The sequence below is a fragment of the Litoreibacter arenae DSM 19593 genome, from assembly GCF_000442275.2.
GTDB classification, from domain to species: Bacteria; Pseudomonadota; Alphaproteobacteria; order Rhodobacterales; family Rhodobacteraceae; genus Litoreibacter; species Litoreibacter arenae.
Genome location: NZ_KE557314.1, coordinates 907,513 through 930,245, shown reverse-complemented (window position 1 = coordinate 930,245; position 22,733 = coordinate 907,513). Strand labels below are relative to the sequence as shown.

The window sequence follows — 22,733 nt, the reverse complement described above, 5'->3', positions numbered from 1 at the left end:
ACTAAGAAACTCCTTCTCCGCCGCGGTTTGCCGGCTGCGCCGTTTCAATGCCGCGCCGGTAAATCGCAAAGACATGCGGCGCGTTGACACGCATTTGCTCCATGTCGCCCGCGATCAGCGACTGCATGACCAACCCCTGGATCATGCCAATAAAGAGCGTGGTTGCGGACTTGGTCTCCAACTCGTCCGGCAACTCACCGCAGGCTTTTCCTGCTTCGATCAACCGGCTCAAACGGGCGGCGTATTGTTTCATCAACTCGCGTGCGAGCAGTTTTGCGGGCGTGGCCTTTGCGCCCTGAAGCTCGCCAAACAACATTCGCGGCGCGCCGGGGTGTTCGGCAACGAATGCCACATGGGCATGAAACATCGCCTGCATGGTTTCCAGCGGCGATGTGACCCCTTCGGCGGCCTTGTCGATCCGGGCCAGCAGGCGCTCGGCCACCCATTTCATGACAGCTTGCCATATCGCATCTTTGTTTGGGAAATGCCGAAACAATGCGCCTTGGGTCAGGTTCATGTGTTTGGCAATCGCGGCTGTCGTAATATCGCTTGGGTTGGTGTGCGCCGCAAGCTCCACCACCGCTTCGACGGTGACATTGCGCCGTTCCTCAGCCGGCAGGTTTTTTTGCCTGACATTTGTGTTCATGGCCGTATTTCCGCCTGCCAGACCGCAAAAGAAAGCCAGCCCATGGCCACAACCATCGAAACCCCGCCAACAATGACAAAGATCGGTGATACGCCAAACAGTACCTCCGCCAGAATCCCCAACGGCATTAACATACCCGCCAGCGCCAGTCCGGAAATCCAGCGGGACGAGCCCTGAGGGAAACGTAGCAGTACCAGACCGACCGCGATGTTGAGCAGCGCAAACAGGTTGCCATGCACATGGGCGAGCCGCGATTCAAAGTGCGCTCCAACACCATAATCCGCGATCCATTGTTCTTTGCCGGGGGCGAAATCACGCAGGTAAATCAGGAAAAACCCATAGAGCATAAACAAGGTGAGGAACAGGAACCCCGCTGAGATATTCGACTTGCCGGTAAACATGATTGCCCTCCTCTGGATACGGCAGGTGGATTTCCGCTTCGATCTCAGCATGGCTTGAGTTTAGTTAGTAATCAATTACTATCTTTTTAGCGAAACGATTCTGTCACAATGTGCGGTTCGGGCTTCAATCTTTGTCAAAACCGTTTCGATGTATGCTTAGGGGGCCTTCAGTCATGGATAACGCAAGCAAGGATACAGTGGTTTCACTGCGCAAGGGTGGTGACAAAAGTAGGGCCGAGACAAAGGGGGTTCGCCGCGAACCAGACGAGCGCCTGTCCCTTGCAGTTGAATCCGATGGACAGGATATAAAAAGACCGGCCTTGCCAAAGGCAAACTCCAGCGCGCAAATACGCGCGCCCAAAGGGACTGGTGCAATGTCTATCGTCCATGAAACCCTTGATCATGCCGCAAGCGCGTCCATTGCACGTTTCACACATGGGTTGTCGCCAGCAGCAGTGATGGGCGCCTGGTTCGACTGGGCCACACACATTTCCGCAGCACCGGGCAAACAACTGCAACTTGCCGAAAAGGCGGTCGACAAGGCGCGTCGGTATGCGCAGTTTGCGACCAAATGCGCCACCGCAACTGACAAGACCGAGCCGTGCATCGAGCCGCTACCGCAGGACAGCCGGTTCAGTGGTGAAGCCTGGCAGTCACCACCGTTTAACCTGATCTATCAGGGCTTCCTGCTTCAGCAGCAGTGGTGGCACAATGTGGTGACCGGCGTGCCCGGCGTCTCGGCCGCACACGAACGCCAATTGCAATTCCTGATGCGGCAGCTTCTCGATACGGTCTCGCCGTCCAATTTTCTGCCCACCAACCCCGAGATACAACGACAAACCCTCGCAGATGGTGGCCAGAACCTCGTTCGTGGCGCGCAGATTCTTGCCAAAGACCTGCAGGCGATGATTGCTGACGCCCCGCCCGAGGGCACTGAGGACTACCAGCCGGGTCGGGATGTCGCGATAACCAAGGGCAAGGTCGTCTACCGCAACCGGTTGATCGAGCTCATTCAGTATGCCCCACTCACAGAGAACGTGCGCCCCGAACCGATCCTGATCGTACCGGCGTGGATCATGAAGTATTACATTCTCGATCTCTCACCCGAAAACTCGCTGGTGAAATACCTTGTGGGGCAGGGATACACCGTCTTTATGATTTCGTGGAAAAACCCCGATGCGGATGACCGCGACCTGACAATGGGGGACTATCGCGAGCTGGGTGTGATGGCCTCGCTCGACGCGATCAAGGCGATCGTTCCGGACCAAAAAATCCACGCGACCGGCTATTGTCTCGGCGGGACATTGTTGTCCATTGCGGCAGCGGCGATCGCGCGCGAGGAAGACGATCCGTTTGCGTCACTGTCTCTGCTCGCCAGTCAGGTCGATTTCACCGAACCCGGCGAATTGCAATTGTTCATCAATGAAAGCCAGCTTTCCTTCTTGGACAGCGTCATGTGGAAACAGGGTTACCTCGACACCACGCAAATGGCCGGAGCGTTCCAGATGTTGCGCTCGAACGACCTGATTTGGTCGCGCGTGACACAGAGCTATCTGAAGGGCGAAGAGCCCTTCATGAACGACCTCATGGCCTGGAACGCAGATGGCACACGCATGCCCTATGCGATGCATTCCGAATACCTGCGCAAGCTCTACCTGAACAACGATCTGGCCGAGGGGCGGTTCAAAGTCGAAGGCCGTCCCGTTTCTTTGACCGACATCCGCGCCCCGATTTTTGCGGTCGGCACGGTAAAAGACCACGTCGCGCCTTGGCCTTCAGCCTTCAAGATAAGGGCGCTGACCGACACCGACGTGACCTTTGCGTTGACCAGCGGCGGCCACAACGCAGGCATTGTCAGCCGGGTCGGCCACCCGCGCCGATCCTTCCAGGTCGGGACCATGAGTAAAATGGATCGCCATGTAGATCCGCAGTCATGGGAAGCCGCGACCGACAAGCAGGACGGATCATGGTGGGAAGCATGGGTGGCATGGCTTGACGGGCATTCAGGCGCAGTGACAAAACCGCCTGCCATGGGCGCGCCAAAGGCGGGCTATACGGCCATAACCGATGCACCGGGGACATATGTGTTCCAAAAGTAGGCACCACTACTTCCGAGCTTGGCACATCAGAGGATAAGGCTAATGAGCACCAATCGAAATACCAGCCTGTTGATTGCGGCAGGCGTGGCCATCATTTTCGGGTTGTTAACGGTTTTGTCCGGTGGTCGGGCCCTTTTTGGCAGCGAAGGTGCCCGCGCAGCTGTCGGCAATGCGGTGCCCTTCGTGCTGTGGTTCAATTTTCTGGCAGGGTTCGTCTATATTCTCGCCGGAATCGGGTTGTATTTGCGGCATCTTCCGGCGGTCTGGATATCAATTGGTATTTTTGCCACCACGTTTCTGGTGATGCTCGCCTTTGGGCTGCACATGGCGCAAGGCGGCGCATACGAGATGCGCACCGTTGGGGCAATGATCCTGCGAACAACCGTTTGGGCGGCCATATCTTTGGTGGCCTGGAAACACATCCGCAAGTATCCTGAGTCTGAAAGCGGTGCTTAACTGCTTGCTCACGACGTGGCAATTGTGACGTTGATCGATGTCGACGCATCATTGTACCAGCGTAGTATTGAGAGGGGGAAACCACGTCCAGATAATAACATCATGCACTTAACAGGAGACATTCTAACGAAGCACTTTGCAGACGACACAGAAAAGCTGACAGAGGAAAACAACTACTTCCGCCAAGTTCTCTAAACTGGTCAGAACACTCAACTGGCCCTGATGGCGATCCAGCCCGCGAGGATATCGGCGAAGAGGTTCACGAGGATCGTGATCAGTTTTTTCGTTTTGAGCAAGACAATGGCGAAGTCTGGATCGACGGTGTCGCCAACCTGGTTAAGGCCGACGACGGAGTAATCGTTCCGGCAGGCGCAAAGTACAACGTCATAAACACTGGATCAGAACCTTTGCGTCTCTACACGATCTACGGCCCCCAAGCATCTCGAAGGCACCCTTCACAAGACCAAGGGAGATGCCGAGGCATCTCACAAACATTTTGACGGACGGACAACCGAGTAGGCGCTTAATGTCGAGCGACCGCAAAGTCTCGCACAATGCCTAATAGCTTTCGACCACACCTATGCGCTAAAAACGCTCCTTTTTGGCATGTGCCTGGATCACCTCAATTGATACCGCCAAAAACGCCATTCAAAACCTAACCAGTTGCTGAAGTTTATTGGCTCCATCGTGATATCTGCCGTTCGTGCGCCATGCAGCATCGGTCGAATTGGGCTCAAACCGGACATCTACACGCTCACCCCCGCAACTGCCGATGCGCCTCCGCAATCGCGATTCCTGCCGAAATCGCCACGTTTAAACTCCGCCCGCCGCCGGGCATCGCGATCTTCACGCGGCCGTCCGCTGCGTCATGCACGTGATCCGGCACACCCGCGCTTTCGCGTCCCACCAGCAGGCAATCGCCCGTCTGAAACTCGAAATCCCACAGATTCGTCGCGCCTTTGGTCGTCAACAACACCAATCGCCCTACCTTTTCAGCAACAAATGCGTCCCAACTGTCGTGATGGTGCAATTCGGCCTGCTCGCCGTAGTCCAGCGCCCGCGTGCGGAGCAATTTCAGCGAAAACGGGAAACCGCAGGGCTCGATCACGTGCAAGGGCGCATTAAAACAGACGCCCAAGCGCACGAGAGACCCCAGATTCGGGGCCAAATCGGGCTCAAACGCGGCAATTTGGACAAAGTGCGACAAATGGCTTCTCTTACATGACGTTCTTGGGTGGACGTGGAGGCACCTTAGAATATATCTAGCGCCGATATCCTGCGCCTTCGGTGCGGATTCTTCAATTTTACCGGCCGCACAAGCGGTCCGACAAGGGAGAAGTTCTCGTGTCCCACGCAGACGACCACAGCGACGCCACCCGTCGCGACTTCCTGTACTACGCGACAGCGGGTGCAGGCGTAGTAACGACAGGGGCCGTTGTTTGGCCTTTGGTCAATCAGATGAACCCTTCTGCCGACGTGCAGGCCCTTGCCTCCATCGACGTTGACGTGTCCGGCATCGAGCCCGGCACACAGTTGACCGTCAAATGGCTGGGCAAGCCGGTGTTTATCCGCCGCCGCACGGAAGAAGAGATCGAGGCGGCCCGTTCCGTCGACCTCTCCGACCTGCCGGATACAGGCGCGGAAAACAACAACCTCGGCCCGGAAGCCAGTGCGGCGGATGAAAACCGCACACTGGACGAAAACGGCGAATGGCTCGTGATGATCGGCGTCTGCACCCACCTTGGCTGCGTGCCCTTGGGCGACGCTGGCGAATTCGGCGGTTGGTTCTGCCCCTGCCACGGGTCGCACTACGACACCGCTGGTCGTATCCGCAAAGGCCCCGCACCGCTCAACATGCTGGTGCCGGTCGCTCAATTCACGTCTGACGACGTCATCAAACTCGGTTAAGGGAGAAAACGACTATGGCTGGTATCCCACACGACCATTATGAGCCCAAAACCGGTGGCGAGAAGTGGCTTCACTCTCGCCTGCCAATCGTCGGGCTGATGTATGACACCCTGATGATCCCCACACCGAAGAACCTGAACTGGATGTGGATCTGGGGCATCGTCCTGACCTTCTGTCTGGTCCTGCAAATCGTCACCGGCATCGTGCTGGCGATGCACTACACCCCGCATGTCGATCAGGCTTTCGCCTCGGTCGAGCACATCATGCGAAACGTTAACGGCGGCTACATGCTGCGTTATCTGCACGCCAACGGCGCGTCGCTGTTCTTCGTTGCAGTCTATGCCCACATTTTCCGCGGTCTCTACTACGGCTCATACAAAGCACCACGCGAGATCACTTGGATCATCGGCATGATCATCTATCTTGCCATGATGGCCACGGCCTTCATGGGCTATGTGCTGCCATGGGGTCAGATGTCCTTCTGGGGCGCAACCGTGATCACCGGCCTGTTCGGCGCCATCCCCGGCGTTGGCGACATGCTGCAAACCTGGCTTCTGGGCGGACCCGCCGTGGACAACGCCACGCTGAACCGCTTCTTCTCGCTGCACTACCTGCTGCCCTTCGTGATCGCCGGCCTTGTCGCCGTTCACATCTGGGCGTTCCACACCACGGGCAACAACAACCCGACCGGTGTGGAGGTGCGTCGCACATCCAAGGAAGACGCGGCCAAGGACACCGTTCCATTCTGGCCCTACTTCGTGATGAAAGACCTGTTCGCGCTTGGCGTCATCATGATCGTCTTCTGGGCCATCGTGGGCTTCATGCCGAACTACCTGGGCCACCCCGACAACTACATCGAGGCGAACCCGCTGGCGACACCCGCGCACATCGTCCCCGAATGGTACTTCCTGCCCTTCTACGCCATCCTGCGGGCCTTCACCGCTGATGTGTGGGCCGTGCAGCTGGTATCCTTCGTCACGGGCGGCATCGTGGACGCCAAGTTCTTCGGTGTGGCCGCCATGTTCGGCGCCATCATCGTTATGGCGCTGGCCCCTTGGCTGGACACGTCGTCGGTGCGCTCCGGTCGCTACCGCCCCATGTTCAAGTGGTGGTTCGCGCTGCTGGTTGTCGACTTCTTCGTCCTGATGTGGGTCGGCGCACGCGATACAGAGTTCCCGCATGACTGGATCTCGCTGATCGCGTCGGCCTACTGGTTCGCCTACTTCCTGATCATCCTGCCGCTGCTTGGCGTGATCGAGAAACCGCTGCCACGTCCCGCGACGATCGAGGAAGACTTCGACTCGCACTATCCCGCCAAAGACAAGAGCGCCGGCACTGTCCCCGCTCCTGCTGAGTAAGAGGAAGATACAAATGCTCAAGACACTCTCACTCGCAACCGTCTCGGCCGTTGCCTTGGCCACCGGCGCATTTGCCGCCGGTGACGCGGGTCATACCGAAGACTTTGCCTTCTCGTATGAGGGGCCATTCGGCACTTACGATCAAAACCAGCTGCAACGCGGCCTGAAGATCTATACGGAGCTTTGCTCTGCATGCCATGGCCTCAAATTCGTGCCTTTGCGCACGCTGGCAGATGAAGGCGGCCCCGCGCTGCCCGAAGACCAGATGAAGGCCTACGCCGCGGCATTCCCGATCAACGACGAGCTGTCCAATCCTCAGCTTTTCGACCGAGACCTCGAAGAGTACCGGACGCTGCTTCCAACCGATAACTTCCCGGCTTTGGAGACGGCTGGTGCACCTGACCTGTCCTTGATGGCGAAGGCGCGTGCAGGCTTCCACGGCCCGCTGGGCACCGGCATCAACCAGTTCGTGAAGGGTATCGGCGGCGCGGAATACATCGCGTCGGTCCTCACCGGATATACAGGTGAAGAAAAGGAAGAGGCTGGCACCATTTTCTACGAAAACACTGCCTTCCCGGGCGGCTGGATCGCCATGGCACCGCCGCTCTACGGTGAAGACGTTGAATTCAATGATGGCCATTCCAACGACCTGCACAGCGAGGCAGAAGACGTCGCAGCCTTCCTGCGCTGGACCGCAGAGCCGCATCAGGACGCCCGCAAGCGCACAGGCTTTGTCGGCGTGTTCTTCCTGATCATCCTGACCGTGCTGCTCTACCTGAGCAACAAGCGGATCTGGGCCAAGATCAAGCGCAAGGACTAAGTCCTAACCCATAACCGACAAGAAAAGGCGCGCCCCGAGGGACGCGCCTTTTTTGTATTTTGCAAGCCTAATTCCCCAGATAAACCCGCAACACATCGGGCGGGGCGTCCAGAAACGGCCCCGTCGGCACGGGCGCGTGTGCCACGCCATCCGCCACCAGAATGGTGCTTCCATCCAACTGTCGCGCGTCTTTGGGATCATGGGTCACCATAAGCACCGTCAGCCCCCGCTCCTGCGCAATCTCGACCATCAGCGCCAGCATTTCGACACGAAGCGCAGGGCCCAACGCCGCAAACGGCTCGTCCAGCACCATCACCGGCTTGTCCCGCAGCAACACCCGCGCCAGGGCGACGCGGCTTCGTTGCCCACCGGACAGCGCGGCAGGCTTGCGGCCCTCGTAGCCGGCTAACCCCACCCGCGCCAAAGCCTCGGCGACGCGAGCCTGCTCTTGCGCCGTCAGCTTCAGGCTGGGCTTCACCCCTAGCCCCACATTCTGCGCCACCGTCAGATGCGGAAAAAGGTTGCTGTCTTGAAACACCATCGCCAACGGCCGGTCGGCGGGGGCCGCTTTCGTGATATCGACGCCCTCCCACAAGATGCGCCCGCTGGTGATAGGCACGAACCCCGCCAGCGCCGACAAAAGTGTCGATTTCCCCGCGCCGGATGGCCCGATCACGGACACCATCGCGCCCGCTTCAATCTCGAAATCTGCGCTCAGCGAGAAATCTCCCTGCACGATCTCCACCTTGTCAAACGTCAGCATCTACGCGGCCTCCTCGGTCGAACAGCCAGAACAGGGTCAGGCTCAGCACCAACAACACCAGCGCGGCGGCGAACGCCTCCTGCATCCGGTAAGCGGTCATCAGGTTATACAGCGCCAGAGGCAAGGTCGCGCGGCTGGGATCTGCGAACAGGGTGATGACGCCTAAGTCCCCCATCGACAACGCCGCCGCCAGCCCCGCGCCAAAGCCCAGCGGACGCCGCAGGCGGGGCAACAACACAATCCTGAGCCGCGCCCAGCCCGACAACCCCAAAGAGGTCGCCAGCCGCCCGTAATCTTCTTCCACCTGCCGCAGCGCAGGCGACAACGCCCGCAAGGTAAACGGCAAGCTCATCGCCGCGTTCACAACCATGGTGACAGGCAACGCAAGCAAAACAGGGTCTATCCAACGGTAAGTCAGGATGAACAACCCCGTGCCGATCACCAAGGGCGAGGCGGCGACCGACAGGTAGCCAACCGCCTCCACCCCCCGCCCCCATTTCAGCGCCAGAAGCGCCAAGGCGAGCGCCATGACTACCGTCAACGCGGCAGAGCCGACCGCGACCCAAACCGACCGCCACGCCGCCGCAAGGATGCTTGGCGACAACTCGGTCAGCCCCGGCAGGCCTTTGGCCACAATCATAGCCAGCGGAGCAATCAGGAATACCGCCACAACGGCAATCGCAAACCCGTCCAAAACCTTGGAGCCGTCATCGCGCGGCACGACACGGTCCAGCCCCGCGCCTTGCCCAGATGGCACCGAGATTTTCAATGACGCCAAGGCCAGAACCGCGCAGATCGCGAACTGAACCAACCCCAGTAGCGCCGCTTTCCCAAGGTCGAAGTCGAACCGGAACGCTTGGTAAATCGCCAGCTCGATCGTCGTCGCTTTCGGACCGCCCCCCAAGGCCAAAGCTACCGCGAAACTCGTGGTGCATATCAGGAAGATCACCATGACAACGCCGGGCAAAACCTCCCGCAACATCGGGCGTTCCAGATGCCTTGCGATGTCACGTGAGGTGAAGCCAAGCGACTGTGCCAAGCGGAACCGCTCCGCCGGAATGGATAGCCAGCCTTGCAGGATCAACCGCGTTGCCAGCGGTAGGTTAAAGAACACATGCGCAAGGATGACACCATGCCATCCGTATATGGAAACAGGCTCTAATCCAGCCCAAACCAGCGCAACCGATACTATCCCACTCCGCCCGTAAACCGCCAGCAAGCCCAGTACCGCAACGATTACCGGCAGGATAAACGGCGCGCCCAGAATGGTCAGCAGCGCCCCCCGCCCCCGAAACTGCCGTCTTGCCAAGGCGCGCGCCACGGGGATGGCGCAAACCGCGCTCAGCACGGCGGACAACGCCGCTTGCCACAGCGTGAACCGCACAGCCGACCAGTCGGAGCGCGACAGCGCCGACACCTCTTCCGCTCGCCACGCAACCGCGCCGAGCGTGCCTAGTGTCAGCACCAAAAGCAGGGCGACAACCGCCGCCCCGCCAAGGGTGGACAGGCTTACTGGCTGAACGCGCTCAGCCATTCGTCCAGCGCGGCATCGCGCAATTCAGCGGCTTCATCTTCTGAGTAGAACAGCGCCTTTTCAGGCAGATCCAACTTCTTGAACCCATCCGGCAGCTTGTCCGCATCCAGTTTCGCAGGGAAGGACCAGTTGGCCGTCGAAATCATTGACTGAAACGTCTCCGACAACACGAAATCCATGAACGCCTGCGCCAGTTCCGGCTGCTTAGAGCCTTTAACCTGTGCCGCCAGTTCCGTCATGAAATAATGGCCTTCGTCAAAAATCGCCGCGCGCTTGGTCTCATCCTCTTCCGCGATGATGTGGTAGGCGGGCGACGTGGTGTAGCTCAGCACCATGTCAGCTTCGCCGTCGGTGAACATGCCGTAGCTTTCCGACCAGCCTTTGGTGACCGTCAACGTCTTGCGCGCCAGCTTGTTGAACGCCTCTTGGCTGTCGTCGCCATAGACCGATTTCACCCACAGCATCAAAGCCAAGCCAGAGATCGAGCTACGCGGGTCCTGCAACACCACTTTGGTATCCTCATCCGCCAAAAACGCATCAAACGTCGTCGGCGCATCAGCCATTTTCTCGGTGTTGTAGATGAACGCCGTATGCCCCCAGTTGAACGGCAGGAACACGTCATCCGTCCATTCGATCGGTAGCGTCAAATCGCTGGTATCCTGCCCATGGGGCAGGAATAGACCCGTTTCACGCGCCTTTTTGGTCACATCGGTGTTCAACCCGATCACCACATCCGCCTTGGTCCGCTCGCCTTCCAGAAGCAGGCGTGGAAGCACATCGCCCGCCACATATTTCACGTCGCAAGCGCACGTCTCTTCAAACGCCGCTTCGATCTTCGGGCCGGGGCCCCATTCGCTGGTAAAGTAGTCAGGCGCGTAGATCGTCAGCACGGGCTTGTCCGCGGCAAATGCCGAGCCAGCCAGTGCAATCAGTCCTACGCTCAGAAGGGTCTTTTTCATCTCATTCCTCCAAAACGCCGGACGGAGTGGGGGAGTGAGAGCATCTCAAACCTTCCCTCCGCCGGTCTTAACCGGTTCAGGTTCAACGGGTCAGCTTGCGCTATCTCAGCCAGTGTTGGCCCCCCGAGGTATCGTGATATGTAAGCCCCAGCCTCCGCATCGGCAAGGCGAAAGGTCTTGAGGGCGGCGTGAGCCACCGCTAGACCACTGCCAAAAGGGAGACGCCCCATGTCGATGAACAGCTTTGGCCATCTTTTCCGCGTGACCACTTGGGGTGAAAGCCACGGGCCTGCGCTTGGAGCGACCGTCGACGGCTGCCCCCCCGGCGTTCCTTTGACGGCCGAGATGATTCAAGTCTGGCTCGACAAGCGCAAACCCGGGCAGAACAAATACACCACCCAGCGCCGCGAGGCGGACGAGGTCCGCATCCTGTCCGGTGTGTTCGAGGGCGTCACGACTGGTACGCCGATCCAGTTGATGATCGAGAACACCGACCAGCGCTCCAAGGATTACGGCGACATCGCCGAAAAATTCCGCCCCGGCCATGCCGACATCACCTATTGGACCAAATACGGCATCCGCGATTATCGCGGCGGCGGGCGGTCCTCTGCCCGCGAAACTGCTGCCCGTGTGGCGGCAGGTGGCGTTGCCCGAGAAGCGATCAAGATGCTGGCCCCCGATCTGAAAATCACCGGCTTCATGGTGCAGATGGGCGAGCACAAAACCGACAAGCGCGATATGGATCAGATCGACCAGAACCCGTTCTGGGTGCCTGATGCCGACGCCGCTGAAACATGGGCCGACTATCTGGACGGGTTGCGCAAGTCCGGCAGCTCGGTAGGTGCTATGATCGAGGTTGTCGCCCGACACGCCCCCGCAGGACTTGGCGCGCCTGTTTATGCCAAGTTAGACACTGATTTGGCTGCTGCGATGATGTCCATCAACGCAGTGAAGGGCGTGGAAATTGGTGCAGGGATGCAGGCCGCCATGCTCACCGGCGAGGCCAACGCGGACGAGATCAGCATGGGGCCGGACGGCCCTGTCTACAGCTCCAACCATTCGGGCGGCATCTTGGGAGGCATCTCAACCGGTCAGGACATCGTCGTGCGCTTCGCGGTCAAGCCCACAAGCTCGATCCTGACGACCCGCAAGACCATCACCAAATCCGGCGAGAATACCGAGATCATCACCAAAGGCCGCCATGACCCCTGCGTCGGCATCCGTGCTGTTCCGGTGGGTGAGGCGATGATGGCCTGCGTGATCCTTGACCACATGCTGCTGCATCGTGGCCAAATCGGCTCTAACCAAGGCAAAATCGGCTAGATTACCTTTTGCTTCGCCAGCTGCACTGCGAGGATACCACCGGCGATAATCAGCACGCCGATCAGGTCGGTCATGCCAATACTCTCACCAAGCAACACAGCGGCAATCCCAACGCCAAAGACGGGGTTGAGGAAGTGGAAGGTCGACGCCTTCACTGCTCCGACGCGGCCTACCAGCATGAACCAGACCCATGTCGCCAAAAGCCCGGGCACCAATGTGGTGTAGACGAACGCCGCGATCCATATGGGGCTGAGGTTGACGTCCCACGTTTCCAAAGGAACCGCGACGGCGAACAGGCAGGCCGAGCCGATCAGCATTTGCAGCCCGACGATCATCAACACATTCCCGCCAGACGCCGCACCTTTGACGGCCAAGGTCGCAAAGGTCAGCGCCATGGCCCCGATCAGGCAGAACACCACGCCCATCACGTCCACGCCGCTGCTGATGCGGGTGCCCATAATCAGAACGACGCCCGCGATCCCCGCGACCAATCCGATCATGCCCATCAGCGGAACGCGGTCCTTGAACACGAGCCAGCCCACCAATGCCACCAGGAGCGGCATCGTCGAGGCAATGATCGCTGCCAGCGACGCCTCGATCCATTGCATCGCGACGAAATTCAAACCCAAATACAGTGCATTCTGGCAAATTCCGAAGATCCACGTCGCCCGCCATTGCGCGCGTGTCAGGCTCCACGTCTGGCCCAACGCCTTGGCGATCACTATCCCCAGCAACCCCGACAGCAGAAACCGCAAACTCAGCGAATAGAGCGGCGGCGCATCTGCCACGATGATCCGCGCCGAGGTGAAGGCGCTGGACCACATCAGGGCGAAGGCCAGCCCCATCAAAATCGCTCTGAAATCCACGCCGAAATCCCTGCCTGTTTCGCGGCACTGTCACGCGAACGGTAGCAAAAGAAAAGGGCCGCCCGAAGGCGACCCTCAAATCTGAAAACGTAACGGGCGATCAGCCGTTAACGCTGTCCTTAAGAGCTTTCGCGATGGTCATTTTGACCACTTTGTCAGCGTCTTTGGAAATCTGCTCGCCAGTGGCGGGGTTGCGAACCATACGTGCCGGACGTTCGCGGCAGTAGATTTTGCCAACGCCAGGCAGGGTCACTGCGCCGCCGCCGGATACTTCGCGGGTGATGATTGCGATGATACCGTCCAGAGCAGCAGCAGCGCCCTTCTTGTCGGTACCGGCTTCTTCTGCCAATGCGGCGACCAGTTGTGTTTTGGTCATAGGTTTCGTTGCCATGAGCTCTGCTCCCTCTGTAATGCCCCACGTTTGGGGTGTTATCGCCGGAACCTAACTGAATATTGCGGGGGCGCACAACAATTAGTGTGCAAAAACCCCTTCTTTTTCACGTTTTTTCGCCATTTACCTAGGGTCAGAGGAACGCAGTCTCCGCAAAACTGCGCAATTTCCGCGAATGGAGCCGTTCCAGAGGCATGTCTCGCAGGTGCTCCATGGCGCGGATTCCGATCAAAAGATGCCGCGACACCTGCGTTTTATAGAAGTCTGACGCCATCCCTGGCAACTTCAATTCGCCATGCAGCGGCTTGTCCGAGACACAAAGCAACGTCCCGTAGGGCACACGGAAGCGGAACCCGTTGGCGGCGATCGTCGCGCTTTCCATATCCAGCGCAATCGCGCGGGACTGGCTCAGCCGTTGCACCGGACCGGACTGGTCGCGCAACTCCCAGTTGCGGTTGTCGATGGTCGCAACGGTCCCTGTGCGCATGATCCGCTTCAAATCGAACCCTTCGAACTGGGTGATCTCGGCCACGCTCTTTTCCAAGGCGATCTGAATCTCCGCCAGCGCCGGAATTGGCACCCAAACCGGCAAGTCATCATCCAGCACATGGTCCTCGCGCAGGTAAGCATGGGCCAGCACGAAATCGCCCAGACTTTGGGAATTCCGCAACCCCGCGCAATGCCCGACCATGATCCACGCATGAGGCCGCAGCACCGCGATATGGTCCGTCGCGGTTTTCGCATTGGACGGCCCCACCCCGATATTGACCAAAGTGATGCCAGACCCGTGCTTGCGCTTCAGGTGATAGGTCGGCATTTGCGGCGTTTTCTCGGTCACGGGGATCGAGCCTTCGGGGTCGGTCAGCACATGGTTTCCGGTGCTCACGAACGCCGTGTAGCCGCTGTCCGGGTCCGCCAGCATCTGCCGCGCGTAGGCCTCGAACTCCTCCACGTAGAACTGGTAGTTGGTAAACAGAACGTGGTTCTGAAAATGCTCCGCCTCCGTCGCGGTGTAATGCGACAGGCGCGCCAGCGAATAGTCGATCCGTTGCGCGGTGAACGGCGCCAGCGGAGCGGGCGATTCCAGCATTTCCGCCAGCGTGCCATTTACGATGTCATCATTCGTCGTCGCCAGATCCGGCACGTCGAACACGTCGCGCAGGGTGAATTCCATCGCCCCGTCTTGCGGGACCGTCAGGTCCGGTGCGTTGGCGACGGCGAAATGCATCGGCATCGGGGTCGAGGACGGCCCGATCTCGACCGAGACCCCGTGATTGTCGATCAGCAGCTGAATCTGCTGCTCAAGGTAGTATTGAAACAGGTCCGGCCGCGTCACGGTCGTCGCATAGGTGCCGGGTTTGGCCACATGGCCAAAGCTCAGGCGGCTGTCGACCTTGGCAAAACTCTGCGTGGTGATCCTGATTTCAGGGTAGAACGCACGGTAGCGCTCGGCGGGCGGATTGCCCACAAGGCTGTCGCGGAAGCTCTGCGTCAGGAAGGACGTGGCCGTGTCGTAGAGTTCACGAAGCCGCTCCACCGCCGCTTTAGGGTCGGTGAACAGCTCCGACGGCGGGGTTTCCGGGGTTCGAAAGGGAAGGTTGGCATCAGTGCCGATCATTGAGTTTCCTCTATCAATTCTGTCAGTTCAAATTTGGTCACGTCCACCAGCCCCAGATCGGATATCCGAAGCGATGGAATGACCACGAGCGCCAGCAGCGAGTGCTGCATATACGCGTTGTTCAATGTGCAGCCGCAGGCCTGCATGGCCGCGACCATCCCGTCCGCCTTAGCGGCGACCTCCTTGGCGGGGCGGTCGGACATGAGGCCCGCAATCGGCAGCTCGACCAATGCCAGTTCTTCTCCGTCTTTCCAAACGGTGACGCCGCCGCCGATCTCCGCCAAGCGGTTCGCCGCCAGCGCCATCTGCACGCGGTCGGTGCCGACGACGATCATGTGATGGCTGTCATGCGCCACGGTCGACGCCATCGCCATGTTGCCCTCATACCCGAAGCCTTCAACCAATGCGTTGACCACATCTCCGGTGCCGCGGTGGCGCTCCACCAAGGCGATCTGACAGACCGGGCCTTCCGGCTCTAACAGACCCTGTTTCACCGCAACCTTGCGTTTCAGCGTCTCCGTCGGCGCTTGGTTTTCCACCACGCCAATCACCTTGGCCGTGACCGCCTCCACCCCGTCAGGTGCCTTAATCTCGAAATCAGTCGCGCTTAACTCGCGTCCCAGATGCACCGTCTGCCGCGCATCCTCTGGCCAATCCAGATGCGGGCAGGTCACGGTAATCTCGCCCCCCTCCGCCACGGTCCGCCCGTGCGCAATCACCCGCTCAATCGGCAGTTCCCGCAGATCAGACGTCACAATCAAATCCGCCCGCCGCCCCGGCGCGATGGAGCCAAGCTCCCGCTCCAGCCCGAAATGCGTCGCGGTGTTGATCGTCGCCATCTGCAGCGCCACCAACGGGTCGCAGCCGCATTCAATCGCATGGCGCACCACGCGGTTCATATGCCCGTCATTCACCAAAGTGCCGGAGTGGCAATCATCCGTGCACAGAATGAAATTCCGCGAATCCAGCCCCTTCTCCGTCACCGCCGTAATCTGCGTCTCCACGTCATACCAAGCCGAGCCCAGCCGCATCATCGACCGCATCCCCTGCCGCACCCGCGCAATCGCGTCCGCTTCACAGGTACCTTCATGGTCATCCGCAGGGCCACCGGCGGCATAGGCATGAAAGTCAGGCCCCAAATCAGGCGAGGCATAATGCCCGCCCACAGTTTTCCCGGCGTTCTGCGTCGCCGCAATCTCCGCCAGCATCTGCTGGCTGCCATGCACCACGCCGGGAAAATTCATCATCTCCCCCAACCCGATAATGCCCGGCCATGTCATCGCCTCGGCCACATCGTCGGGGCCAATCTCATACCCCGTGGTCTCCAACCCCGGCGCGGACGGCGCGCAGCTTGGCATCTGCGTGTAGATCGAAATGGGCTGGATCAGAGCCTCATCATGCATCAGTTTCACACCCCGAAGCCCCAGCACATTGGCAATCTCGTGCGGGTCGGTGAACATCGTCGTCGTGCCATGCGGGATCACCGCGCTGGCAAACTCCGCAGGCGTCAGCATCCCCGATTCAATGTGCATATGCCCGTCGCACAGCCCCGGAATCAGGTAACGCCCGCCCAGCTCGATCACCTCAGTCTCCGGCCCGATGCAATGCGAAGCATCCGGCCCGACATAGGCAAACCGCCCTTCGGCAATGGCAACCTGCCACCCCTCCAGCACTTCGCGCGTATGCACGTTCACGACTTTGCCGCCACGCAGAACCGTGTCCGCAGGCGCACGACCAGCCGCAACGGCGACCAAAGTCGCAGCGCTGTCGGCCCATGATTTGAGGGGTTGGTGTTCCATGTTCCAATTGTCCAGACTTTGCCCACGGGTGCAAGTCGCAAAATCGCTAGTCATGTCGCGCCTGACATGTCTTACTCGCCCAAACCGAAGGGGATAAGCATGGACGGAACACACGCAAATATCGAACACTGGGCGGAGCGGGTCGACCTCGCCGCCGCCTTCCGCTGGACCGCGCGGCTGAACATGCACGAGGGCGTGTCCAACCACTTCTCCTTCGCCATTAACGACGACGGCACCAAGTTCCTTATGAACCCAAATCAGGTGCATTTTTCGCGGATCAAAGCCTCCGACATGCTGGTGATCGACGCCAACGATCCCGACACGCTGAAAGGCCCTAATGCGCCTGATCCGACCGCTTGGGGCCTTCATGGCGGTCTGCACCGCCACTGCCCACACGCCCGTTGCGCCATGCACATCCACTCCATCCACGCCACGGTTCTTGCCTGTCTGGAGGACAAAATCCTCCCCCCCCTCGACCAGAACGCGGCCATGTTCTACGACCGTCAGGTGGTCGATGACAGCTATGGCGGGCTGGCGTTCGAGGAGGAAGGCGAGCGTTGCGCCCAACTGTTCACCGACCCGAAAAAGAAGGTCATGATCATGGGCAATCACGGCATCATGGTTATCGGCGACACCGTAGCCGACACCTTCAACCGCATGTATTTCTTCGAGCGCGCCTGCGAGGTCTATATCCGCGCCCTGCAAACAGGTCGCCCCCTGTCGATCCTGCCCGACGACATCGCCGCAAAAACCGCCGATGAAATCGAAAACTACCCCGAACAGGACATCCGCCACTTGGCCGAACTCAAGGCCATCCTCGACACCGAACAACCGGATTACGCAACCTGATGCAATATGGCCTGAATGAAGAGCAGGAGATGATCGTCTCCACCGTCCGCAGCTTTGTGGAAAAGGAAATCTACCCGCATGAAGAACTGGTGGAACGTACCGGTGAGGTGCCCCACGAGATCGCCGAAGAGATCAAGCAAAAGACCCTAAACCTGGGATTTTACGCCTGCAACTTCCCCGAAAGCGTCGGATGCGCGGGCCTCAGCCACCTTGATTTTGCGCTGGTTGAGCGTGAGTTGGGCCGTGGCTCCATGGCGCTTAACCACTTCTTCGGTCGTCCGCAGAACATCCTGATGGCCTGCGAAGGCGACCAAAAGGAACGCTACCTCATGCCCGCTGTGCGGGGCGAGCGGATGGACGCCCTTGCCATGACAGAGCCGGGTGCCGGCTCCGACATTCGCGGCATGAAATGCGCCGCTGTGCGGGATGGCGGCGATTGGGTGGTGAACGGCACCAAGCATTTCATTTCCGGCGCGGATCACGCCGACTTCTTCATCGTCTTCATCGCCACCGGCGAAGACGACACGCCAAAAGGCCCTAAAAAGCGGATCACCGCCTTTCTGGTCGACCGCGGCACTTCTGGTTTTACCGTCCGCGATGGCTACAAATCCGTGTCGCATCGCGGCTACAAGAACATGATCCTCGACTTCGACGATTGTCGTCTGCCCGACGCGCAGGTGTTGGGCGAGGTCGATGGCGGTTTCGAGGTGATGAACACATGGCTCTACGCCACCCGCATCACCGTTGCCACCATGTCCGTCGGCCGCGCCCGCCGCGTGTTCGACTACGCGCTGAGCTACGCCGCAGAGCGGGAACAATTCGGCCAGCCCATCGGCAAGTTCCAAGGCGTCAGCTTCCAGCTTGCTGACATGATCACCGAGATTGACGCCGCCGACCTGCTCACCCTCGCCGCCGCCGACAGGCTCGACAAAGGTCTGCCGTCTAACCGCGAAATCGCGTCGGCCAAGCTCTACGCCTCCGAAATGCTGGGCCGTGTCACCGACGCCGCGATCCAGATTCACGGCGGCATGGGCCTGATGGACGACTTCCCGCTGGAGCGTTTCTGGCGCGACGCACGGGTGGAACGCATCTGGGACGGCACGTCCGAGATCCAGCGCCACATCATCAGCCGCGATTTGCTGAGGGCGCTCGGTGCCTGACCTGTCGCGCCTTCTGAACCCCAAATCCCTCGCGGTTATCGGCGGCGGGGCTTGGGGCGAAGCCGTGCTGCATCAAGCCCGCAAGTTCGGCTATCAAGGCACGCTTTACGCGGTTCATCCGGTGAAACCTGAAATCGCCAGAATCAGAGCCTATCCCAGCGTAATTGACCTCCCCGAAGTCCCTGATGCCGCCTTCATCGGCATCAACCGAGAGGCGACAATCGGCGCGGTCGAACGTATGCGGAAACTCGACGCTGGCGGCGCGGTCTGCTTCGCCTCCGGCTATGCCGAGGCCAGTGGCGAGGACATTTCCGGCACCGACGCGCAAGCCCGCCTGCTCAAGGCCGCAGGCGACATGCCAATCCTTGGCCCTAACTGCTACGGCTTCATCAACGCGCTGGACGGTGTCGCAGTCTGGCCCGACCAGCACGGCTGTAAGCGCGTCGATAGCGGCGTGGCAATCCTCACCCAGTCCTCCAACATCTCGATCAACATGACGATGCAGACCCGTGGCCTGCCCATCGGTTACATGATTACCGCCGGAAATCAGGCGCAGACCACGCAAGCCCACATCGCTTTGGCCCTGCTCGACGATCCCCGCGTCACCGCGATCGGCCTGCATATTGAAGGCTTCGGTGACTTGCGCCATTGGGAAGCGCTCGCCGCCAAGGCTCACGCAAAATCTATTCCGCTCGTCGCCCTCAAGGTCGGCAAATCCACCCACGCGCAGGCCGCCACGATCAGTCACACCGCATCGCTGGCTGGTGGTGACACCGCCGCGCAAGCGTTCCTCGACCGGCTCGGTATCCTGCGCTCCCCCGACCTGCCCAGTTTCTTGGAGACGCTCAAACTGCTGCACATCGCGGGGCCGCTCGCCTCCAACCGGATCTCCTCGATCAGCTGTTCCGGTGGCGAGGCGTCCTTGGTCGCCGACATGGCCGATCACCACGACTTGACCTTCCCTGAACTCACAATTGAGCAGAAACAGAGCCTGTTTGAAGCCCTCGGCCCCAAGGTCGCCCTCGCCAACCCGCTGGATTATCATACCTATATCTGGCGCGACGAGGACGCGATGACCGCCGCGTGGTCCGCTATGGCCGCCCCGCATATCGCGCTGACGCTGGTGGTGCTCGACTACCCGCGCAGCGACATTTGCGACGCCAGCGATTGGGCCTGCGCCACCAACGCCGCCCTGCGGATGCGCAAGGCGACCGGCAAGCCCGTCGCCGTCGTCGCCACCTTGCCCGAGCTCATGCCCGAAGCCATCGCGGCGCAGCTCATGGAAGGCGGCGTGATCCCCTTCGCCGGCTTGGCCGAGGCCCTGAACGCCGTTGAGGCCGCATCCCGCTCACGCAAATCGCCTCCGTCCGAGCCCGTGCTAAAACGCCCGCTGGCGGAGGCCACGGAAACCCTGTCCGAATTCGACGCCAAAACCGCCCTCGCCGCGTTTGGCTTGTCGGTTCCCAAAGCGATCCAGACCAACCACAGCGCCACCGGCCTCGACGCGCTGACCTTCCCCGTCGTGGTGAAGGCCGAGGGCATGGCGCATAAGTCCGATGTCGGCGGCGTGATCCTCGACTGCAATTCCCGCGCCGAGGTGCGCGACGCGATGGACAGCATGACCAACGCCACCTCCTTCCACGTCGAAGAAATGTGCGACGCAGGCGCGGAGCTGTTGGTCGGCGTCACGCAAGACCCCGCCCATGGCTACCTGTTGACCATCGGCGCAGGCGGCATCCTGACAGAGCTGCTGAACGACACCCAATCCGTGCTCATCCCCAGCACGCCGGAAGCTATAAAACAGGCTCTAACACGCCTTAAAATGTATCCCTTGCTCACCGGCTATCGCGGCGCGGCCCCTTGCGACATCGAGGCCATCACCAACGCAATCCTCGCCATTCAATCCTATGTCATCGCCCAAGACGGCGCAGTGGCGGAGGTCGAGGTGAACCCCCTCATCTGCGGCCCGAACAGCGCCGTCGCAGCAGACGCACTCATCCGGAGGACCCAATGACCAACCCGATCAAAACCCGCCGCGAAGGCACCATCCTCGAAGTCACGCTCGACCGCCCCAAGGCCAACGCCATTGACCTCGCGACCTCCCGCATCATGGGCGACGTCTTCGCCGATTTCCGCGATGATCCCGACCTGCGCGTGGCCATCATCACCGGCGCGGGTGACAAGTTTTTCTGCCCCGGCTGGGATTTGAAAGCTGCCGCTGATGGCGACGCCGTCGACGGCGACTACGGTGTCGGCGGTTTCGGCGGGTTGCAGGAGTTGCCCAACCTCAACAAGCCGGTGATCGCTGCCGTGAACGGCATTGCGTGCGGCGGGGGCCTGGAACTGGCGCTGTCCGCCGACATCATCCTCGCCGCCGATCACGCCACCTTCGCCCTGCCCGAAATCCGCTCCGGCACCGTGGCCGACGCGGCCTCCGTCAAGCTGCCGAAGCGCATCCCCTATCACATCGCCATGGAATTGCTGTTCACCGGCCGCTGGTTCGACGCCGAGGAGGCGCGCGGCTGGGGCATCGTTAACCACATCCACCCCGCTGATAAGCTGATGGAGGAAGCATGGGACATGGCCCGCCTGCTCGCCTCCGGCCCGCCGCTGGTCTACGCCGCAATCAAGGAAATCGTCCGCGAGGCCGAGGACGAGAAGTTCCAAGACACGATGGACCAGATTACCGGCAGCAAGTTCGAGACCGTAAAACGGCTCTATTCCAGCGAGGACCAGCTTGAAGGCGCAAAAGCTTTCGCCGAAAAACGTGATCCGGTCTGGAAAGGCCGCTAGGCGAAGTCGCTCGCCGCGTAGCCTTGCAGGAACAGAAGCGCGGTCAAATCGCCGTGGTTCACCCGTATCTTGGCCTGCGCTTGCACCGTCGGTTTCGCGTGCAACGCCACGCCCGCACCTGCGCGTTGCAACATGCCCAGATCATTGGCACCGTCGCCAACCGCCAACACGTCAGTCTCTGAAATCCCCAACCGCGCCGTGATTTCTTCCAACGCCTGCACCTTGGCCTCACGGCCCAAAATCGGCATCGCGACCTGCCCCGTCAGCTTGCGGCCTTCTTCCAGCAACGTGTTCGCGCGGTTCTCGTGAAAGCCCAGCGCCGCCGCGACCGAGGCCGTGAACGCGGTAAACCCGCCCGACACCAGCGCCGCATAGCCGCCATTGACCTTCATGGTCGAAACCAGCTCTTTCCCTCCGGGCATATAGGTGATCCGTGTCGCCAAAACAGTCTCTATTACACCAGAATCCAACCCCTCAAGCAGCCCAACCCGCTCTTTCAAAGCAGCCTCGAAATCCAGCTCCCCGTTCATCGCCCGCGCCGTAATATCCGCCACACGCGCGCCAACGCCTGCCTCATCCGCCAGCTCGTCGATACATTCCTGCTGGATCATCGTGCTGTCCATGTCGGCCAGCAGCATCTTCTTGCGCCGCCCTTCCATCGGCTGGATCACCAGATCCACGCCCAGCGCCTGACATTCTTCCCACACCGCGTCAAAATTCGCCGGAACGCTCGCCAAAGCAAACTCCGCCGCGACGTCCGGCATTAACCAGATCACGTCCCCGCCGCCCCACGCGTTGCGCAAGTTCGCAGGCAAGGCGGCGTCCAGTTTCGGCGCAGACGGGTCACAAAGAAGGGTCGCTACGAACATGAGGGCAAGTTTCCTATCGTGGAGAAGCGTGTCGCAAATAATCACTCAAGCGGCGCTATAGCGACGTTTTCTCTATTGTGAAAGCCCGCGCCCTTCCGTAGTGACGCCAGTGGGACACCTC

General features: G+C 60.2%; 22 protein-coding genes and 1 riboswitch. Of the genes, 11 read left to right on the top strand and 11 right to left on the bottom strand.

Annotated features, from left to right (window positions below; genetic code table 11):
* Nucleotide 1 precedes the first annotated feature (1 nt).
* Together THALAR_RS16845 and THALAR_RS16840 are read right to left on the bottom strand one after the other, a co-directional pair.
* Nucleotides 2-646, bottom strand: coding sequence for a TetR/AcrR family transcriptional regulator (locus THALAR_RS16845; protein ID WP_021102810.1), 645 nt, complete (start codon nucleotides 644-646; stop codon nucleotides 2-4).
* Nucleotides 643-1,047 carry a hypothetical protein gene (locus tag THALAR_RS16840; protein WP_021102809.1) on the bottom strand — a complete coding sequence of 135 codons (405 nt, stop codon included), beginning with the start codon at nucleotides 1,045-1,047 and terminating at the stop codon, nucleotides 643-645. Before THALAR_RS16840 ends, THALAR_RS16845 begins: the two co-directional genes overlap by 4 nt.
* A gap of 374 nt (nucleotides 1,048-1,421) precedes the next feature.
* Here THALAR_RS16840 and THALAR_RS16835 point away from each other — a divergent pair, with 374 nt between their 5' ends.
* From THALAR_RS16835 to THALAR_RS19045, 3 genes are all read left to right on the top strand, one after another.
* Nucleotides 1,422-3,146 carry a PHA/PHB synthase family protein gene (locus THALAR_RS16835; RefSeq protein WP_021102808.1) on the top strand — a complete coding sequence of 575 codons (1,725 nt, stop codon included), beginning with the start codon at nucleotides 1,422-1,424 and terminating at the stop codon, nucleotides 3,144-3,146.
* Nucleotides 3,147-3,188: 42 nt separating this feature from the next.
* The gene (locus THALAR_RS16830; protein ID WP_021102807.1) at nucleotides 3,189-3,602 is read left to right on the top strand and encodes a hypothetical protein; all 414 of its coding nucleotides are present in this window, start codon (nucleotides 3,189-3,191) and stop codon (nucleotides 3,600-3,602) included.
* A gap of 245 nt (nucleotides 3,603-3,847) precedes the next feature.
* The gene (locus THALAR_RS19045; protein ID WP_211264815.1) at nucleotides 3,848-4,102 is read left to right on the top strand and encodes a cupin domain-containing protein; all 255 of its coding nucleotides are present in this window, start codon (nucleotides 3,848-3,850) and stop codon (nucleotides 4,100-4,102) included.
* Nucleotides 4,103-4,356: 254 nt separating this feature from the next.
* Here the strand turns inward: THALAR_RS19045 and THALAR_RS16825 are convergent, their stop codons facing one another.
* Nucleotides 4,357-4,809 (bottom strand): TrmH family RNA methyltransferase, encoded by a 453-nt coding sequence (locus THALAR_RS16825; protein ID WP_040819142.1) that lies wholly within the window; start codon nucleotides 4,807-4,809, stop codon nucleotides 4,357-4,359.
* Between the two features lie 137 nt (nucleotides 4,810-4,946).
* On the opposite strand from THALAR_RS16825, the gene petA reads away from it, so the two are divergent.
* From petA to THALAR_RS16810, 3 genes are read left to right on the top strand one after another with little or no spacing between them, the layout of a single operon-like run.
* Nucleotides 4,947-5,510 (top strand): ubiquinol-cytochrome c reductase iron-sulfur subunit, encoded by a 564-nt coding sequence (gene petA, locus THALAR_RS16820; RefSeq protein ID WP_021102805.1) that lies wholly within the window; start codon nucleotides 4,947-4,949, stop codon nucleotides 5,508-5,510.
* 14 nt (nucleotides 5,511-5,524) lie between these two features.
* Complete coding sequence (petB, locus tag THALAR_RS16815) at nucleotides 5,525-6,868, top strand: cytochrome b (RefSeq protein WP_021102804.1); 1,344 nt, start codon at nucleotides 5,525-5,527, stop codon at nucleotides 6,866-6,868.
* 13 nt (nucleotides 6,869-6,881) lie between these two features.
* A complete protein-coding gene (locus THALAR_RS16810; protein WP_021102803.1) occupies nucleotides 6,882-7,688 on the top strand; it encodes a cytochrome c1 in 807 nt (268 codons plus the stop codon).
* Between the two features lie 67 nt (nucleotides 7,689-7,755).
* Here the strand turns inward: THALAR_RS16810 and thiQ are convergent, their stop codons facing one another.
* Genes thiQ through THALAR_RS16795 form a run of 3 tightly spaced genes read right to left on the bottom strand, consistent with a single transcriptional unit; the run spans nucleotide 7,756 to nucleotide 10,944 of the window.
* A complete protein-coding gene (thiQ, locus tag THALAR_RS16805; RefSeq protein WP_021102802.1) occupies nucleotides 7,756-8,451 on the bottom strand; it encodes a thiamine ABC transporter ATP-binding protein in 696 nt (231 codons plus the stop codon).
* Nucleotides 8,438-9,985, bottom strand: a complete 1,548-nt coding sequence (locus tag THALAR_RS16800; RefSeq protein ID WP_021102801.1) for a thiamine/thiamine pyrophosphate ABC transporter permease ThiP — start codon at nucleotides 9,983-9,985, stop codon at nucleotides 8,438-8,440. The genes thiQ and THALAR_RS16800 overlap by 14 nt, the downstream gene beginning before the upstream one ends.
* Nucleotides 9,961-10,944: a thiamine ABC transporter substrate-binding protein gene (locus THALAR_RS16795; protein ID WP_021102800.1), complete on the bottom strand. Its 984-nt coding sequence runs from the start codon at nucleotides 10,942-10,944 to the stop codon at nucleotides 9,961-9,963. Before THALAR_RS16795 ends, THALAR_RS16800 begins: the two co-directional genes overlap by 25 nt.
* Nucleotides 10,945-10,980: 36 nt before the next feature.
* A riboswitch (TPP riboswitch) is annotated at nucleotides 10,981-11,080 on the bottom strand.
* 92 nt (nucleotides 11,081-11,172) lie between these two features.
* On the opposite strand from THALAR_RS16795, the gene aroC reads away from it, so the two are divergent.
* A complete protein-coding gene (gene aroC / locus THALAR_RS16785; protein ID WP_021102799.1) occupies nucleotides 11,173-12,267 on the top strand; it encodes a chorismate synthase in 1,095 nt (364 codons plus the stop codon).
* Here aroC and THALAR_RS16780 read toward each other — a convergent pair.
* The 4 genes from THALAR_RS16780 to ade form a co-directional block, all read right to left on the bottom strand.
* Complete coding sequence (locus THALAR_RS16780; RefSeq protein ID WP_021102798.1) at nucleotides 12,264-13,133, bottom strand: DMT family transporter; 870 nt, start codon at nucleotides 13,131-13,133, stop codon at nucleotides 12,264-12,266. The two genes, aroC and THALAR_RS16780, sit on opposite strands and share 4 nt — an antisense overlap.
* A 100-nt stretch (nucleotides 13,134-13,233) precedes the next feature.
* Nucleotides 13,234-13,524 carry an HU family DNA-binding protein gene (locus THALAR_RS16775; RefSeq protein ID WP_021102797.1) on the bottom strand — a complete coding sequence of 97 codons (291 nt, stop codon included), beginning with the start codon at nucleotides 13,522-13,524 and terminating at the stop codon, nucleotides 13,234-13,236.
* Nucleotides 13,525-13,657: 133 nt separating this feature from the next.
* Nucleotides 13,658-15,142 carry an AMP nucleosidase gene (locus tag THALAR_RS16770; protein WP_021102796.1) on the bottom strand — a complete coding sequence of 495 codons (1,485 nt, stop codon included), beginning with the start codon at nucleotides 15,140-15,142 and terminating at the stop codon, nucleotides 13,658-13,660.
* The gene (gene ade, locus THALAR_RS16765; protein ID WP_040819470.1) at nucleotides 15,139-16,941 is read right to left on the bottom strand and encodes an adenine deaminase; all 1,803 of its coding nucleotides are present in this window, start codon (nucleotides 16,939-16,941) and stop codon (nucleotides 15,139-15,141) included. Before ade ends, THALAR_RS16770 begins: the two co-directional genes overlap by 4 nt.
* A 99-nt stretch (nucleotides 16,942-17,040) precedes the next feature.
* On the opposite strand from ade, the gene THALAR_RS16760 reads away from it, so the two are divergent.
* The 4 genes from THALAR_RS16760 to THALAR_RS16745 are packed head-to-tail and all read left to right on the top strand — an operon-like array spanning nucleotide 17,041 to nucleotide 21,743.
* The gene (locus THALAR_RS16760) at nucleotides 17,041-17,790 is read left to right on the top strand and encodes a class II aldolase and adducin N-terminal domain-containing protein (protein ID WP_021102794.1); all 750 of its coding nucleotides are present in this window, start codon (nucleotides 17,041-17,043) and stop codon (nucleotides 17,788-17,790) included.
* Nucleotides 17,790-18,950: an acyl-CoA dehydrogenase family protein gene (locus THALAR_RS16755; protein WP_021102793.1), complete on the top strand. Its 1,161-nt coding sequence runs from the start codon at nucleotides 17,790-17,792 to the stop codon at nucleotides 18,948-18,950. The genes THALAR_RS16760 and THALAR_RS16755 overlap by 1 nt, the downstream gene beginning before the upstream one ends.
* Nucleotides 18,943-20,964 carry an acetate--CoA ligase family protein gene (locus THALAR_RS16750; RefSeq protein ID WP_021102792.1) on the top strand — a complete coding sequence of 674 codons (2,022 nt, stop codon included), beginning with the start codon at nucleotides 18,943-18,945 and terminating at the stop codon, nucleotides 20,962-20,964. Before THALAR_RS16755 ends, THALAR_RS16750 begins: the two co-directional genes overlap by 8 nt.
* A complete protein-coding gene (locus tag THALAR_RS16745; RefSeq protein ID WP_021102791.1) occupies nucleotides 20,961-21,743 on the top strand; it encodes a carnitinyl-CoA dehydratase in 783 nt (260 codons plus the stop codon). The genes THALAR_RS16750 and THALAR_RS16745 overlap by 4 nt, the downstream gene beginning before the upstream one ends.
* On the opposite strand, the gene serB is transcribed toward THALAR_RS16745, so the two are convergent.
* Nucleotides 21,740-22,612 carry a phosphoserine phosphatase SerB gene (serB, locus tag THALAR_RS16740; RefSeq protein ID WP_021102790.1) on the bottom strand — a complete coding sequence of 291 codons (873 nt, stop codon included), beginning with the start codon at nucleotides 22,610-22,612 and terminating at the stop codon, nucleotides 21,740-21,742. The two genes, THALAR_RS16745 and serB, sit on opposite strands and share 4 nt — an antisense overlap.
* Between the last annotated feature and the right edge of the window lie 121 nt (nucleotides 22,613-22,733).